The sequence below is a fragment of the Corynebacterium sp. MSK310 genome, assembly GCF_030227355.1.
Classification (GTDB): domain Bacteria; phylum Actinomycetota; class Actinomycetes; order Mycobacteriales; family Mycobacteriaceae; genus Corynebacterium; species Corynebacterium rhinophilum.
Genome location: NZ_JASPFZ010000003.1, coordinates 116692 through 132070, shown reverse-complemented (window position 1 = coordinate 132070; position 15379 = coordinate 116692). Strand labels below are relative to the sequence as shown.

Sequence of the window (15379 nt, the reverse complement as noted above, 5' to 3'; positions counted from 1 at the left end):
GATCCCGCACCTTAAATACCTAAAGCAACTTGACGCCCTAAGATGTCCATCACTTATACCTTGAAATTAATGAGGCCTAGCTAATCATTGTGTCGCCACGACCAGCTAATGCGGCGCACGTCCTCATCTGCGCCGGCAAACTCCGCCGGTTCGCGGTCGATGCTGACAAAGAGGTACCTATCTGCGATCTGCTCGATGAGGCCGCCGCCCCATTCGGCGACGACGACGGCATCGGCAAGCTCGGTGTCCAAGTCCAAGGCATCCAGCTCCCCCAGGGGATCGCCGGAATTGGCCCCGCCCTCATCCAAGAGGCGGTAGGCGTCCACGTGCACTAGGTCCGGTCCCCCAACCCGGGAGCGGTGCACGCGGGCGATGACGAATGTGGGCGAGGTAATCCGGCCCTTGACCTGCATGCCCTGCGCAATCCCCTGGGTGAAGGTGGTCTTCCCCGCACCCAATGGGCCGTCCAGGATAACGACATCGCCAGCTTCTAGCGCGGCGCCCAGTTCCTTGCCGCAGGCGTGGGTCTGTTCCACCGTTGCCAGATCGCGGGTTCCAGTCTCCGGAAAATTACTGCGCATCGGCCTCTCCTATATATTCGCGTTCGGTGCGGCCGGTGGGCCGGCACGCCACTTCATAGTTGATGGTGCCCACGGCATTAGCAAGCTCAGTGGCAGACATGCCACCCTGTCCAAAGATGGTCACCTCATCACCGGGGGCAATACCGTGCGGGTTATCTCCTAAATCCACCACTATTTGGTCCATGCACACCCGGCCTACCTGGGGATAAAGCCGCCCGCTGATGCCCACCTGAAGGTGGCCCTGGTACGCCCGCGGCAGGCCATCGGCATAGCCACAATCCACCGTGGCCAGGAACCCTGGCTTATCCGCGCTCCAGGTCCGCCCGTAGCTGGTGGCCTCATCCTTATCGATTGGCTTGACCCCGAAGACATTCCCGGACCAGGTCATTGCCGGGCGCAGGCCATGGTCCCGCCCAGCGATGGGCTCGAGCCCGTAACAGGCGACGCCAACCCGCACCTGCTCAAAGTGCGCCGATGGGCGCGAGAGCGTGGCCGGCGAATTGGCCAAATGATTAACCGGGCACTCCAGACCCGCCGCGCGCGCCGCATCCAGGGCGCGCCGAAACTCTTCTTCCTGGGTGTCATTATGCGCGTTATCCGGATCGTCCGCGCAGGCAAAGTGGGACATGAGGCCCAGCACGGTGATATGCGGGGCATCCCGCAGCAGCGCAAAAACCTCAGCCCAGTCCGCCTTATCCACCCCGGAGCGGTGCATTCCGGTTTCAACCTTGATATAGATTTCGGCGGGAATCTCTGCTTCTACCAGCTTCTGCGCCTGCGCCGGGGAATTGACCGCAATCTGGATGCCAGAGGCCAGGGCCTCTTCAAGCACCTGATCCGACTGCCAGATCCATGCCGCAATGGGCGAATCGACCCCCATGCGCCGCAGCTGCACTGCTTCTGTCAGCGTGGCGACGCCAAAGGAATCCGCCCCCGCTTCCAGCATCACGGGCACGACCTTTTCTACGCCATGCCTGTAAGCATCCGCCTTCACCACGCACATCAGCTTGACGTCTGGGCCGATCTTCTCCTTAATCAGCCGCACATTATGCGCGATGGCAGCAAGGTCAATTGTGGTTTTCAGCATGCCACTATTGTGCCACTTTCCACCCGCGCGCTGAATTTACTGCAGATATGCACAAGACCCCTCTCCCACCTGTGCAAAAAGGACGAGAAAGGGGTCAAAACCGCCGGAAGATTATTCCACGGTCACGGACTTGGCCAGGTTGCGCGGCTGGTCAACGTCATAGCCCTTGGACTTTGCCACGTGCGCGGCAAAGATCTGCAGGGGCACCGTAGCAAGGAGCGGCTGCATCAACGTCGGCGCCTTTGGCACGCGGATGACGTGGTTAGCGTAATCCTCTACCGCGGTATCGCCTTCTTCTGCGATCACGATGGTAATGGCACCGCGGGCGCGGATTTCCTGGATATTGGATACCACCTTGGAATGCAGCGAATCGCGCCCGCGCGGGGACGGCACGATGACGAAGACCGGCTGGCCCTCCTCAATCAGCGCGATCGGGCCGTGCTTGAGCTCGCCTGCGGCAAAGCCTTCTGCGTGCAGGTAGGCGATCTCCTTAAGCTTCAGCGCGCCTTCGAGGGCAACCGGGAAGCCTACGTGGCGGCCTAGGAAGAGCACGGATTCCGCATCCTTCATGGAGTTGGCCAGGCCGGCTACCTGCTGCTCTTCATCGATGACGCTTTGTACCTTATCCGGCATATTGCGCAGCTCAGCCAGAACTCCCTGAATCTCATCGGAGAACATATTGCCGCGCAGCTGTGCCAGGTACAGGCCCAGCAGGTAGGTCGCGGTAATCTGCGCCAAGAAAGCCTTGGTGGAGGCCACCGCGATTTCGGGACCCGCGTGGGTGTAGAGCGCCGCATCGGATTCGCGCGGAATGGACGAGCCCTGCGTATTGCAGATGGCGATGACCTTCGCGCCCTGCTGGCGGGCGTGGCGCACGGCCATCAAGGTGTCCATGGTCTCGCCGGACTGGGACAAGGCCACGACCAAGGTCTTCTCGTTGACGATCGGATCGCGGTAGCGGAACTCGTGGGCGAGCTCGACCTCGGTGGGAATGCGGCACCAGTGCTCGATGGCGTACCGCGCCACATGGCCAGCATAGGCCGCCGTGCCGCAGGCGATCACGATGATCTTATCGATGGACTTCAAGACCGACTCATCGATGCGCAAGTCATCCAAGGTCAGCTGGCCCTGCTCATCAAAGCGGCCGAGCAAGGTATCGCGCACGGCGGCAGGCTGATCGTGGATTTCCTTTTCCATGAAGGAATCAAAGCCGCCCTTTTCAGCGGCAGCCGCGTCCCACTTGATCTCAAAGGACTTGCCTTCGGTGGGGTTGCCGTCGTAGTCAGTAATGACGACATCGTCAGCAGTGATGGTGACCACCTGGTCATTGTCCATTTCCACTGCGGACTTGGTGTAGTCAATAAAGCCCGATACGTCAGAGCCCAAGAAGTTTTCACCCTCGCCCAAGCCGATGACCAAGGGCGAATCGCGGCGGGCAGCAACGATGCGATCCGGCTGGTCAGCGTGAATAGCCAGCAGGGTAAACGCGCCGTCGAGGCGCTTGGCGGTCAGCTGCATTGCCTTGGTGAGATCCCCTGCGGCATCGTTGTGGAAAACATCGCCGAGCAACGCAGCGGCAACTTCAGTATCGGTTTCAGAAACGAAGTTGTAGCCCTTGTTCAAGAGCTCAGTCCGCAGCTCCGCGAAGTTTTCGATGATGCCGTTGTGCACCACGGCCAGCTTGCCACCGTCAACGACGTGCGGGTGTGCATTGAGATCGGTCGGACCACCGTGGGTGGCCCAACGGGTGTGCCCGATTCCCAACACGGAATCCTTCAGCGGACGAGCTGCGATCTCATCATCCAAGGCTGCAACCTTGCCCGCCTTCTTCCGCCAGCTAATCTCCCCATCGGCGTACATCGCCACACCAGCGGAGTCATAGCCGCGGTATTCCAGTCTGTGCAGACCTTCCACGACTACATCCAGAGCGAAGTATTCGCGGTCACCGCTAGCGTGACCAACATATCCAACAATTCCACACATAAAAAGGAATCCTACCTCATTGGTCAACACGAACCGGGGGTTGGACTAGGGCCTGTTATTTATGGCCGCATACTAATTCAGGCCTTTTATAGTTACTGAAAACTGGCCTGCCCACCGCTAATTTTCGCGCCCTCGGTGAGTACCCCTCCAGCGCTGCAGCTGACCGGGAACGCAGGAGGAGAGGGAGGCATCGGCAAGCAGCCGCGCCCCTTCCCCACCAGGCTCCTAACGAGTGGCGCGCTCCAGCATCTCCAGGACGTGGTGGTAATCCTCGCCGGTGGCGCGGGTCATGCCCAGCTCACACGTGCGGTTGGTCGAAGCATGATACTGCGCGCCCAGCTCCGTGACCTGGGCTGCCTCGGCGCGGGTGGCGGACTCCGTGAGCTCCGGGTGGAGCATGCCGCGGTCGCCGGCATAGCCGCAACAATTCCAGGCGGTGGGGATGTGCACCTCCGTAGCTGCGGCGCGGGCGACCTTTTCAACATCTCCCATCATGCCAAGCTGGAACGCCGAACAAGTTGGATGAATCGTCATGGAATCGACCGGCTGGGTGGTCTCAAGGCGCGGCAGCAGCGTATCGGCGGTAAAGCTCAGCGCATCGATGACGGTGATGCCCACGGATTCCAGCATCTCCTGGAAGCCGGCGGTACAGCTGGACGCGTCCACAATCACGGGAAGGCGGGCGTTATCGGTAGCCTCCATGACGGTCTCGCGCACGCGCTGCTCCATAATGTCGTGGCCCTTGCGCATGCCCTTTGAGGACCATGGCGTTCCACAGCAGAGCTTTTCGATGCCCTTGGGAACCTCCAGCGCTATCCCCGCCCGCTCCAAGACGGTAACGAAGGCTTCCGTCGCTCCCATGCCTTTGCCTTGCGGGGCGAACATGGAGTTTACGCAGGCTGGAAGGTAGATTCCCGAGGTCTCAGCGTAGCGATCGCCCACGCGCCCGGCCAGGCGCTCGCGGGACTTGCCGCCCTTACCTAACTCCGGTTGGTATCCCGGCACAGAATCGGCGCCGACGAGCGAGCGGGCCGCATCGGTGACCTTCGTGACCAGCTGCGCCGGCAACATGTGCGCGCCGGTAAGCGCCGTTGCCGCACCGCGGCTAGTAACCTGCCAATTCTTGGCGGCAGTGGACCAGACCTTTTCTTCTGCGGCCCCGGCCTTCTCGTGGCGCAGCTTCTTGATAAATTTACCGGTATCGATGCCCACTGGGCATGCGGTTAGACACATGGAATCCACGGCGCACGTATCGATGCCCATGTACTCATAAGCCTCATCAAGTTCTGCAACTAAGTGCGTATCGCCACTTTCCTGCGCCCGCTGGCGGGCACGGCGCACCACGATGCGCTGGCGCGGGGTCAAGGTGAGATCCCTGGACGGGCAGACCGGCTCGCAATAGCCGCACTCAACGCACGGGTCGATTTCCTCCTCCACCGTGGGGTTGAGCTTGATATTTGTAATGTGTGCATCGGGGTCATCGTCTAAGATGACGCCTGGGTTCATGGTCCCAGCGGGATCGCAGGCGCGCTTGAGCAACTGCATGACCTCGTAAAGCTCATCGCCGTACTGGCGGCGCACATACGGGGCCATGGCGCGGCCGGTGCCGTGCTCGGCCTTGAGGTTTCCCTCCGCCGAAAGCACCAAGTCAACCATTTCCTCATTGAAGTTGTTATAACGGCCAATGGCGCTATCGCCTTCGAAGCGGTCCGTTAGAAGGAAGTGGATATTGCCATCTTTCGCGTGGCCGAAAATGACCGCATCATCGTAGGAATAGCGGGTAAAAAGCTCCTGCAAGGAAGAACAAGTATCGGCCAAATCCCCCACCGGCACCACAACGTCTTCCAAGAGCGCCGTGGTTCCTGAAGGTCTTGCTTCTGCCACCTGGGCATACAAGCCCTTGCGGAAGTTCCACGCGGCGGTGCGGGTGGGAATATCGGCAGAAAACTCCGCCGGCGATTGGAGGTCCAATTCGCGCAAAAGAGACGAGCCCTTGTTTTCTTTTTCCCGCAACTCTTCCTTGTCATCGGATTGGTACTCGATGAGCAGCGCGGCCTGTGAATCCACATCGAAGCCGGTAATGGCCTGCGGGACCTTATCGAATCCTTGGCCGACGCGAATAGAGGCAGAATCCATTAGCTCCAGGGTGGCGGCACCGGTCTCCACCAGGGAAGGCAGCGCCTTCGTAGCGGCGGAGAGATCGGTAAAGACCGCCACGGTGGTCGTCGTGAGGTCTGAAATGTTGACGGTGCGAAAGACCGCTTCCGCGATAAACGCGAGTGTTCCTTCGGAGCCAACCAAGAGGTGCTCAAAGAGCTTGACGGGGCTTTCAAAATCCAGGAAGGAATTAAGCCCGTAACCCATCGTATTTTTCAGCTGGAAGTGGCGGCGGATGATATCTACTGATTCCTGGTTATCGCGCACGCGGCGCTGCAGGCGGATCAGCGTATCCACCAGCTCGGGTTCTTGCGCTTGGAATTGCCGGTCCGCATCAGAGTCCGCGGTATTGATCACCGTGCCAGAAGGCAAGACAAAGGTCAGCGATTCCAATGTGTTGTAGGTATTGAACTCGGTGCCGCAGGCCATGCCGGAGGAATTATTCGCTACCACACCGCCGATGGTGCAGGCCGCCTCGCTGGCCGGGTCCGGGCCGAGCTTGCGGTTGCGCAACCCCAAACGCGCATTGACTTGGCGCACGGTCGCCCCTGGCTGCACGCGCACCCGCTTGCCGTCATCGAGGACTTCTATGCCCCGGAAATGCTTGCGCACATCCACCAGGTAGCCCTCGCCGGAGGCCTGGCCAGCCAAGGAGGTACCACCCGAGCGCAAGGTCACCGGAATACCGTGCTGCCGCCCCGCTTTGAAAATGGCAGCCACGTGTTCTGCCGAGCGCGCTTCAATCACGGCCTTTGGGGTGTAGAGGTAGTGCGAGGCATCGGAGGCATAGGCCACCCTGTCGATGATGCCGGTCTTTACCTCCGGCCCATCCTGCGAAAATAATTGGTCGATCTTAAGGGTGCCGGTAGTCATATGCGGCGACCTGCCTTCCCAGAGAAGCATAGAGAATGTTACCTAGTGCACATTTTCGCCTGCTTTCTCGCCAGCGCGCAAGTAAGGCAACCCATATAACTTCGGCGCCGCGCACCCCTTTTGGCCTCCGCGAATCCCCCGCATGTGCCACTCGCCACCCCTTGCCACCAGCACGGGGTGATCTTCATCTATCCTAGAATGCGTGTCTGCGAATTTGAATAAACACCTCGGAACATTATCGAAGCGTGGCCGCAACCGCGTGCTGGTTGGCGACCTCGATTATGCAGGTATTACCGGCAAGGTTTATACCCCTGCGGAAGGCCAAGGCCTGCCCGCCGTCGCCTTTGGCCACGACTGGATGCACAAAATCAAGGATTACCACGCCACGCTGCGCCACCTCGCCAGCTGGGGCATCGTCGTGGTCGCCCCCAATTCTGAGACCGGCATGTTCCCTGACCACCGCAACCTGTCTGCAGACATGGAATCTGCGTTGCAGATCGCCGCTGGGGTAAAACTCGGAACCGGCAATATTACCGTATCGCCGGGCAAGCTCGGCATGATTGGCCACGGCATGGGCGGCGGCACCGCGGTTTTGAGCGCGGTTGATAACCCGAAGGTCAAGGCCGTCGCAGCGATTTATCCCGCAGTGACCGCCCCGTCCTCCGTCGAGGCCGCCCGCAGCCTCGATACGCCGGGCTTGGTCATTGGCTCTGGGCGCGATGATATTTTCAATGCCGGAAACCCCGCCAAGCTGGCCTATAACTGGCGCGGCCAGGTGGCCTACCGGGCCATCGATAAGGGCACGCAGGCCGGCTTTAGCGAAGATCGCTTCCGCAAATTGGCCATCGGTTCCGGCGCCTTCCAATCCGGCCCCACCGAAATCGCCCGCGGTCTCGTCACCGGCTTCTTGCTTTCCACCCTTGCCGGCGAGTCCGCCTATGACGGCTTTGCGGATCCTGAGGCGAGCGCAAAGAAGGTTGAAAGCTTGACCGGTGACGACCTGGCCGAGCGCGCCGGCGTTGCCCGCGATGACTAAAAGCTAACTCGCTGAACTAGGCCTATCCACGTCGCAGCACAGATTTCACCTGCCCCGATGCGTTACTGCCACGCGTTGGGGCAGCACCATTTTGGCGCCACGTTCCAGCAGCTGCTTGCCGATGCCCCACCGCATCACCTTCCCTTCCCCCATGCTGCTCATTTTTGGCCTGTTGGACGGCCTTGGCCGTGGACTTTTCTAGCTCGTCTTGGGCCTTAGCCAGGCTTTTTTCAAATTCCAGCATGCGGCGAGCAGTGCGCTCGCGAAACCCCTGCGCGAATTCTGCAAAATCGTTATTCATTACCACTGCCCTGCCTTTCGTGCAGTCACGGATGGTTCATCTGAGCTTGGCTCTGGTGCAGGCTCAGGGGCTGGGGCTGGTGCCGGGGCCTGTGGCTGTGCAGGTTCCGGTGCCGGTGCTGGTGCAGGCTCAGGTTGAGGCTGCGGCTCTGGCGCAGGTGCTCCAGCTCCAGCGGCTTCCGCTGCCTGTAGGTGCTGCACCTTTTCTGGAGGCGGGGTCGGTTCTTCCACCTGAGAAAGCTCCGGAGGCGGCTCAATTGTTCCGTCTTCCGGGCACGATTCAGGCGCGGGTTCGGGCTGCGGCTCAGGTTCTGGGCACGGCTCCGGTTCCGGTTCCGGTTCTGGTTCTGGTTCAGGACAAGGTTCTGGTTCAGGCTCCGGTGCGGGCTCGGGTTCCGGTTCAGGCGCAGGTTCCGGTTCCGGTTCCGGCTCTGGGCAATCTGCATCGGCGATATTTTCCAGGCACTCCGCAGCGCCTTCAATGATGAGACCTACGCCCACCAAAGCGATTCCTGCACCAACGATTCCCAAGCTGCCACTGCAGGAGGACTCGATGTCACAGGCCGCATCATCTTCCACGGCAGCCGGTGTTGTTGGTTCTTCTTCGCATTCAGAATCTTCCGGCTCAGGCTCAGGGACTGCGTCCTGTTCTGGCTGCGGTGCGGGGTGTTCCTGTTGTTCTGGTGGGCAGTCTTGTGGTTTGGGTTCCGGCTCAGGATCCGGATCCGCGTGCGCCGGGGTGGTCGTGGACTCGTTCTGTCGAGACGGCTCGTTTACGAAACCGCGGCACTGTTGGCACTGGCACCCGGAAGGGTGCTGCTCAGGTGAGGATTCAGGAGCCGGCTTCGGAGTCGGTCCTGGTTTTGGCTCCGGTTGCGGCTCGGGAGCTGGTTTCGGCTCGGGTGCGGATTGTGGTTGCGGTGCCGGCTTCGGTTCTGGCTTCGGGTCTGGCCTTGGCTCCGGGGTCGGCTCTGGCATCGGTTCCGGCTTGGGCGGGCACTCAGCGGTAGATGCGGGTTGCGTCGGCTGCGCTGGCTGTGGCGGGTTGGAAGTGGTGTCGCCCCCGCCATCGGGCATCGGACGCGTGGGAGCTGGCGTATCTGGGCACTTTTCCACTGGCGGTGGGCAGGAATCCTCCTCGGCCTCTGCCGGCTCGGGGCATTCCTCAGGAAGAGGCCGCTGACAGACACATTCGCAGCGGGATTCAAACTCGTCATAGCAGGATTCAATGGCATCATCGCGGTCCCGGCACGTGCTGGCGATGGAGTCATTGGTGTCATCGATGATCTTCGCACCAATGGTAGAGACGATGGGAATAATGAACTTGGCCAGCGGGTGCCTGGTAGCCACCATGGACAAGATATTGAGCAGTGGGATTACCGCAGAAATCAGCTCGGTGAGTGCGGTATCGGAGGTATCGACGACATCGGAAATAGCGCCCGAGCATTGCTTGGCAGAGTCAGTAAGCTGCTTTCCTTCATCGCGGTGGATATCAAAATCTTTTTGAATGCCGGTCAGGTGCTCGCGCAAGGTGCCATGGGCGACTTCGGAATCATCCGTGCGCAGAAAATCCGCAAACCCCGTGCCGCCGCCGTGCGGGAGATTTCCTCCCACCGCGGAGATGGTGTGGCGCAGTATGTTTTGTGGGGCGATTCCATCTACCGCGCTGATGAGCTCACTCAGAAGCCCCAATGGCATACTGGGGCCGGAATAATGTCCCAGGCAGGCCAGTTGGAACTGCGAAATGGCGGCGGAATAATCCCCTAAAAGTGATTTAGTCAGCGTACTCATTAGTCCACTGCCTTTCCGCTTTCTCCTGCAAAGGAGCGGCTAAAGCCGGCATCGTACGTGGCGAATGCGCGCATCTGATCGTGCGCTGCCTGGCCCGTGGCAGAGATATTGTCTAAGCGCCACGTTCCATTGTCATGAATGCGCGCGAGGATGCTGCGTATGCGCTCCCCGTGGCCGGAAAAATTCCGCCCAGCCGCGGCAACGGGAAAGTCTGGAACATCGGCGCGGTGGGCTTGGCGCTGTTCATCGTTGGCGCTTATAGCTTGTTGTAGTGCTGACATCGCCTCTGCGGGGCGAAGAAAAACCTCAGACATCGGTATAAATCCCCAAATCCATATGCGGTAAGTGTGCTCACCTTCATTGGACTGGGGTTTATACCAAATGGTTCCCAGTACTTCTTATTTTCCTGCCTATACCGAGGCGACGACGGCAGAAAGCCTGCCTGCCACCTTGCGGGCGTGTTCCTCTTCTGCAGCTTCCACCATGACGCGGAACAGCTCTTCGGTGCCAGAGGGTCGGAGCAGGACGCGGCCGGTCTCCCCGAGCTCTTCTTCTGCCTCCACGATGGCCTGCTTGACCTCGGCAGAATCCATGATCGCCGCCTTATTGGATACTGGAACGTTGATGAGCACCTGCGGCAATACGGTCATCACGGAGGCCAATTCCTTCAGGCTCTTTCCGGACTTGGCCATACGGGCCATGATGGAAAGGCCGGTGAGGGTGCCATCGCCGGTAGTGGAGTCATCGGGAAGCACGACGTGCCCGGATTGCTCGCCGCCCAGGGAGAAATCGCCGCGGTGGAGCTCTTCGAGCACATAGCGATCGCCCACCGCCGCGTGACGGACCTCAATGCCTTGCTTTTCCATGGCGAGAGTCAAGCCGAGGTTGGACATGACCGTGGCCACGAGCGTATTAAAGCGCAGGTCATTGTCTTCCTTCATACCTACCGCGAGCAAGGCCATGATCTGATCACCATCGACCACATTGCCTTCGGCATCGACGGCGAGGCAGCGGTCCGCATCGCCATCGTGGGCAAGGCCCAAATCGGCGCCGTGTTCAAGCACCGCTGCCTGGGCTTTTTCGATATGGGTAGAACCACAGTTCTCGTTGATATTAAAGGCATTGGGCCGGTGGTAAATCGGAATAACCTCAGCGCCTGCTGCTTCATAGGCACTGGGAGCGACCTTAGACGCCGCGCCATTAGCCGCATCCACGACCACCTTGATGCCGCTTAAGTCAGTGGATACGACTTCCTTGAGGTGCTCTAGGTAGCGCTCACGGCCATCGGGGGCCTCCGAGATAATCCGGCCCAACTTCGTGCCCGTTGGGCCTTCCTCAACGAGGTTATCCATCGCGGCCTGAATCTCATCTTCGACGCTATCCGGCAGCTTCTTACCGCCAGCGGAGAAGAACTTAATGCCGTTATCCGGCATCGGGTTATGGGAGGCAGAGATCATCACGCCGAGATCCGCTCCGTAATCATCCGTCAAAAAGGCGATAGCTGGGGTAGGAAGCACCCCCACGCGCACAACGTCCACGCCGCGCGACGCCAAGCCGGCGGCGATGGCGGCATCGAGCATCTCGCCCGATACGCGGGGGTCACGGCCGATGATTGCCAGTGGGCGGCGCTCATAAGATTCGCGCTGCGCAGTAAAGACCTCCGCAGCCGCTTGTCCCAGCGTCAAGGCCAAAATGGGAGTCAGTTTTTTATTCGCGAGGCCGCGAACTCCATCGGTTCCAAATAGTCGAGTCATGAAAACAATTATGCCCTGTAAGTCCCACCCGTTGCATGTTTGGGGCATCGGCAAGCGGGCTAATTAGGTAACCAACATCACGAAAAATGTCCTTGTGATAAAAAGCAAAATTTGCCTAAAGTCGTACTTTTTGGCATTTATATGAAATTGTTAGCTAGGTTATACTTCACTCTTTTGCCCTAGAGAGGATCAACGATGAACGAACCTAGATCTTCAGGTGACAAGTCACCTGAAACTACCTCGCAGAAGGCTCGCTCAGCCATTGCGAAAGCCGCTTCTGGGGAACGCGCTATTCATCCAGCCCTCATTCCCGGAGTAAGTGTCGAAAACACCCGCGCAGATTTCAAGACCAATAAAACCGTCTTTGCGGTGGCCTTGGCATCAACCTTCGCCATCATCCTGTGGGCCATCATCGCCCCAGATAATCTGGCCAGCACAGGAAGCACCATGCGGGCATGGGTCGTCCAAAACTTTGGATAGCTATTTACGATCATCATGATTGCCACCACGGCATTCCTGCTGACAATCGCCATCGCCCCAACCGGAAAAATTAAACTCGGCGCCGATGATTCCAAACCCGATTTCTCCCGCAACGCATGGATCGCCATGCTCTTTGCCGCCGGTATGGGAATCGGCCTGGTCTTCTACGGCCCGATGGAGCCGCTTGCCCTATTCTTGACTCCCCCGCCGTACCTTTCCGGCGTCGAATCCGGTAGCCAAGAGGCCATCCTTCCGGCCTTTGCCCAGGCGGTCCTGCACCATGCTACCTTGCCGTGGATGATCTTTGCGCTGGTGGGCGGTGCGCTTGCCTATGCCGCTTATCGACGCGGCCGTATCCCGCTTATTTCCTCGCTCTTTGAGCCGCTCATTACGGATTCGAATAACCGGGTATTTGGAAAGATCGTCGATATCTTCGCGGTATTGGTCACCCTCTTCGGCACGGCTACCTCCCTGGGTATCGGCGCGCTGCAGATCCGTACGGGTACCTCTATCCTTACCGGCAAGCCTTTAGAGGGCAACGGAATCATGGTGGTGATCATTACGATCCTCACCATCTTTTTCATTCTTTCCGCGATGTCCGGCATCAAGCGCGACATCCGCATCTTGTCCAATATCAACATGGGCTTGGTCATCGGCCTCGCGGTCTTCGTTCTCATCACCGGGCCGACGCTCTACATTCTGGACCTGCTTCCCGCCTCCCTTCTGCAATTCTTCAAGCACTTCGAAGACATGATGTCCCTATCCGCCTCCCAGGGTGAACCGGAGAAGGAATTCGTCACCGCATGGACCATGCTCTACTGGGCGTGGTGGATTTCCTGGTCGCCCTTCGTCGGCATGTTCATCGCGAAGATTTCCCGCGGCCGCACCATTCGCGAATTCGTCTTCGTCATCATGCTCGTGCCTACCACCCTGTCGCTTTTCTGGTACGTCATCTTTGGTGCCACGGCTATCAAGACTCACCTGGACGGTGATGGAATCGAGATTGAAGGTTCCGGCGAGAATGTGATGTTCGACCTCATGAGATCGCTACCGCTCTCTAGCATCACCACGGTCATCGTCCTCCTCGCTGTGGTCGTCTTTTTCAATACGGCCGCTGACTCCGCTACCAACGTCATGGGCTCTATGTCCCAATCGGGCCGACCGGTACCTTCGACCGCGATTTCTGCAATTTGGGGCGTTGCCCTGGGCGGCATTTCCCTGTCCCTGCTGCTTATCGCCGGCAAGGATGCGCTCAGCGGCCTGCAGTCCATCATGGTCTCCAGTTCACTGCCGTTTACCTTCATCCTCATCGGCATCATGGTGGCCTGGGGCAAAGACCTGGCACGCGATCCCGCTATCCTGCGCAGGAAATACGCCCATGCCGCCATTGAGCGCGGCACCCACCTGGGCCTCCAAGAACACAATGGCGACTTCGTATTCAGCTCGTCCGCCGTTCCAGAAACCCACGGTGCCGGGGCCGAAATTGAAAACGATGACCCGTACCTCCACGAGTGGTACACCATCAACGCATCGGATGAATACCTCGCAGAGCAGGCAACCCTCCGCGAAGAGCGCCGCGCCGAGCTCAAGAACTTTGCAAAGAAGAAGACCGAGGACAAGGCCGCAGAAGACGATGAATAACCTCCCTGTTTAACCGGTCCTCTCCCCTTAGGCCCTCAGCCCCTAGCCCGCCTCTCATCGCACTGCGCAATCAGGCTTCCGCGATGGGAGGCGGGCTTTTCTCTACTCCGCAGTCCGGCACATAGCAGTGTCTACGGGCTCACAACGGCCTCAGCGAGGCCGCTCAGCCCAGAAGCACGGTTAAGCGTTAAGAGGCTTACCGAAGGCCGACTAGGAGGGATTAGCGGGCGCAATCGAATAGGCATCGGCAAGAGCGAGAAAACGACAAAGCCGCCGCCTCCCAGAATGGGAAGCAGCGGCAGTGTATGGCGCTTGCGCGCGCAGTAGGAGCGAGATTAGCGCTTGGAGTACTGCGGTGCGCGACGTGCCTTGTGCAGACCAGCCTTCTTACGCTCAACTGCACGAGCGTCACGGGTGAGCAAACCAGCCTTCTTCAGGGCGGAGCGATCAGCCGGGTTGTAGATGTTCAGTGCACGAGCGATAGCCAGGCGCAGGGCGCCGGACTGACCGGTCGGGCCACCACCGTTAACGGTGACCTTCAGGTCAAACTGGTTCTCACGGTCCAGCAGGGTCAGCGGGGTGAGGATGTCCTGCTGGTGCAGCTTGTTCGGGAAGTACTCCGCGAACTCGCGGCCGTTAACCACGATCTGGCCGGAGCCAGCAACGAGGCGAACGCGAGCGACGGCGCGCTTACGGCGACCGACGGTCTGAATTGGGCCCTCGTGAACCGGAGCAGCGGCCTCAACCTCTGCCTCGGTCTCAGGGTTGGCGCTAGCCAACGAATCACCGATGGTGTTGGTGAACTCTTCGGTAGCGGCGCTTGCTGCAGCGATGTCAGCAGCCTCGGCTACATTGTTGTCGATGTTCTGCTCAGCCATTACTGTGCCACCTGCTTAAACTCGAAGGTTTCCGGCTTCTGACCGGCGTACGGGTGCTCATCGCCTACGAAGACGTGCAGCTTCTTGATGGAAGCGCGGGAGAGCTTGTTGTGCGGCATCATACCGGCAACAGATTCTTCGATAACGCGGACCGGGTTGGCGTCCAAAGACTGACCCAGGGTCATGGACTTCAGACCGCCCGGGTAACCGGAGTGGCGGTAGCGCATTTCGCGGTCGCGCTTGGTGGAAGAAACGTGAATCTTGTCAGCGTTGATGATGATGACGTGGTCACCGGTGTCAACGTTGGGTGCGAACTGTGGCTTGTGCTTGCCGCGCAGCAGGTCTGCCACGGTGGAAGCAAGCTTGCCCAGCACCACGTCAGTAGCATCGATGACGTACCACTTGCGGGTGATGTCACCGCTCTTTGGGTGGAAAGTAGACAAAATGACTCCTTGAAAGTCTGTCTCGGAACTGCCGGCCAGCGCTAAGCATCCATTCGCTTCCCAACAGCGGCCGGTGGAGACCTGCGGGAAGCGCTTCGCCAGCTGCTTGCCGACGAGCGAACACATAGGGCTACAACTTTAGCTGCTGCTGGCAGAAAAGACCAAAACGCCGAAACCGGCACCTTCTCAGAAAGAAAAGGTACCGGTAAAAGAGGTTCTAGGTGGCGGTTTCTGTGGTTGGTTTCTGCGGTTAGCTTCCGTGATTAGCGCGGTGCGGGGACGGCAGCTGCGTTCGCCTCCTGCCGGATGGATACGGGCACAGGCACCGCTCGTCCCTCCTACCGCGCTTGAAGAAGCAGGCTAGTTAGATACCGC

The 15379-nt window shown here is 59.5% G+C and carries 13 protein-coding genes; 3 read left to right on the top strand and 10 right to left on the bottom strand.

The window, feature by feature from the left end:
* Positions 1-80: 80 nt before the first annotated feature.
* The 4 genes from tsaE to QP891_RS04210 all read right to left on the bottom strand — a co-directional run bounded on the left by tsaE (position 81) and on the right by QP891_RS04210 (position 6681).
* Positions 81-581: a tRNA (adenosine(37)-N6)-threonylcarbamoyltransferase complex ATPase subunit type 1 TsaE gene (tsaE, locus tag QP891_RS04225; protein WP_284770168.1), complete on the bottom strand. Its 501-nt coding sequence runs from the start codon at positions 579-581 to the stop codon at positions 81-83.
* Positions 571-1668, bottom strand: coding sequence for an alanine racemase (alr, locus tag QP891_RS04220; protein WP_284770169.1), 1098 nt, complete (start codon positions 1666-1668; stop codon positions 571-573). The genes tsaE and alr overlap by 11 nt, the downstream gene beginning before the upstream one ends.
* 111 nt (positions 1669-1779) lie before the next feature.
* Positions 1780-3651, bottom strand: a complete 1872-nt coding sequence (gene glmS, locus QP891_RS04215) for a glutamine--fructose-6-phosphate transaminase (isomerizing) (RefSeq protein ID WP_023030137.1) — start codon at positions 3649-3651, stop codon at positions 1780-1782.
* Positions 3652-3876: 225 nt separating this feature from the next.
* The gene (locus QP891_RS04210) at positions 3877-6681 is read right to left on the bottom strand and encodes an FAD-binding and (Fe-S)-binding domain-containing protein (RefSeq protein ID WP_284816968.1); all 2805 of its coding nucleotides are present in this window, start codon (positions 6679-6681) and stop codon (positions 3877-3879) included.
* 202 nt (positions 6682-6883) lie between these two features.
* Here QP891_RS04210 and QP891_RS04205 point away from each other — a divergent pair, with 202 nt between their 5' ends.
* Complete coding sequence (locus QP891_RS04205; protein WP_284770171.1) at positions 6884-7717, top strand: dienelactone hydrolase family protein; 834 nt, start codon at positions 6884-6886, stop codon at positions 7715-7717.
* Between the two features lie 22 nt (positions 7718-7739).
* Here the strand turns inward: QP891_RS04205 and QP891_RS04200 are convergent, their stop codons facing one another.
* The 4 genes from QP891_RS04200 to glmM form a co-directional block, all read right to left on the bottom strand.
* Entirely contained in the window at positions 7740-8018 is a 279-nt protein-coding gene (locus QP891_RS04200; RefSeq protein ID WP_284770172.1) for a hypothetical protein, read from the bottom strand.
* Positions 8018-9808 (bottom strand): hypothetical protein, encoded by a 1791-nt coding sequence (locus tag QP891_RS04195; protein ID WP_284816965.1) that lies wholly within the window; start codon positions 9806-9808, stop codon positions 8018-8020. Before QP891_RS04195 ends, QP891_RS04200 begins: the two co-directional genes overlap by 1 nt.
* Entirely contained in the window at positions 9808-10122 is a 315-nt protein-coding gene (locus QP891_RS04190; protein ID WP_034653448.1) for a hypothetical protein, read from the bottom strand. Before QP891_RS04190 ends, QP891_RS04195 begins: the two co-directional genes overlap by 1 nt.
* Before the next feature lie 96 nt (positions 10123-10218).
* Complete coding sequence (glmM, locus tag QP891_RS04185; protein ID WP_284770174.1) at positions 10219-11562, bottom strand: phosphoglucosamine mutase; 1344 nt, start codon at positions 11560-11562, stop codon at positions 10219-10221.
* Between the two features lie 195 nt (positions 11563-11757).
* Between glmM and QP891_RS04180 the strand changes: the two genes are divergently transcribed.
* Both QP891_RS04180 and QP891_RS04175 read left to right on the top strand, forming a co-directional pair.
* Positions 11758-12042 (top strand): hypothetical protein, encoded by a 285-nt coding sequence (locus tag QP891_RS04180; protein WP_284770175.1) that lies wholly within the window; start codon positions 11758-11760, stop codon positions 12040-12042.
* Between the two features lie 15 nt (positions 12043-12057).
* Complete coding sequence (locus QP891_RS04175) at positions 12058-13683, top strand: BCCT family transporter (RefSeq protein WP_284770176.1); 1626 nt, start codon at positions 12058-12060, stop codon at positions 13681-13683.
* 335 nt (positions 13684-14018) lie between these two features.
* Here the strand turns inward: QP891_RS04175 and rpsI are convergent, their stop codons facing one another.
* Both rpsI and rplM read right to left on the bottom strand, forming a co-directional pair.
* On the bottom strand, positions 14019-14561 hold the full coding sequence (rpsI, locus tag QP891_RS04170) for a 30S ribosomal protein S9 (protein ID WP_126318311.1): 543 nt from the start codon (positions 14559-14561) through the stop codon (positions 14019-14021).
* Positions 14561-15004, bottom strand: a complete 444-nt coding sequence (rplM, locus tag QP891_RS04165; protein WP_126318309.1) for a 50S ribosomal protein L13 — start codon at positions 15002-15004, stop codon at positions 14561-14563. The genes rpsI and rplM overlap by 1 nt, the downstream gene beginning before the upstream one ends.
* Positions 15005-15379: the final 375 nt, after the last annotated feature.

Bases quoted from the DNA above. Each gene is read 5' to 3' on its own strand.
- alr (WP_284770169.1), bottom strand. From the start codon at position 1,668: ATGCTGAAAACCACAATTGACCTTGCTGCCATCGCGCATAATGTGCGG.
- QP891_RS04180 (WP_284770175.1), top strand. From the start codon at position 11,758: ATGAACGAACCTAGATCTTCAGGTGACAAGTCACCTGAAACTACCTCG.
- glmM (WP_284770174.1), bottom strand. From the start codon at position 11,562: ATGACTCGACTATTTGGAACCGATGGAGTTCGCGGCCTCGCGAATAAA.
- QP891_RS04200 (WP_284770172.1), bottom strand. From the start codon at position 8,018: ATGAATAACGATTTTGCAGAATTCGCGCAGGGGTTTCGCGAGCGCACT.
- rpsI (WP_126318311.1), bottom strand. From the start codon at position 14,561: ATGGCTGAGCAGAACATCGACAACAATGTAGCCGAGGCTGCTGACATC.
- QP891_RS04175 (WP_284770176.1), top strand. From the start codon at position 12,058: ATGATTGCCACCACGGCATTCCTGCTGACAATCGCCATCGCCCCAACC.
- QP891_RS04210 (WP_284816968.1), bottom strand. From the start codon at position 6,681: ATGACTACCGGCACCCTTAAGATCGACCAATTATTTTCGCAGGATGGG.
- glmS (WP_023030137.1), bottom strand. From the start codon at position 3,651: ATGTGTGGAATTGTTGGATATGTTGGTCACGCTAGCGGTGACCGCGAA.
- QP891_RS04195 (WP_284816965.1), bottom strand. From the start codon at position 9,808: ATGAGTACGCTGACTAAATCACTTTTAGGGGATTATTCCGCCGCCATT.
- tsaE (WP_284770168.1), bottom strand. From the start codon at position 581: ATGCGCAGTAATTTTCCGGAGACTGGAACCCGCGATCTGGCAACGGTG.
- QP891_RS04190 (WP_034653448.1), bottom strand. From the start codon at position 10,122: ATGTCTGAGGTTTTTCTTCGCCCCGCAGAGGCGATGTCAGCACTACAA.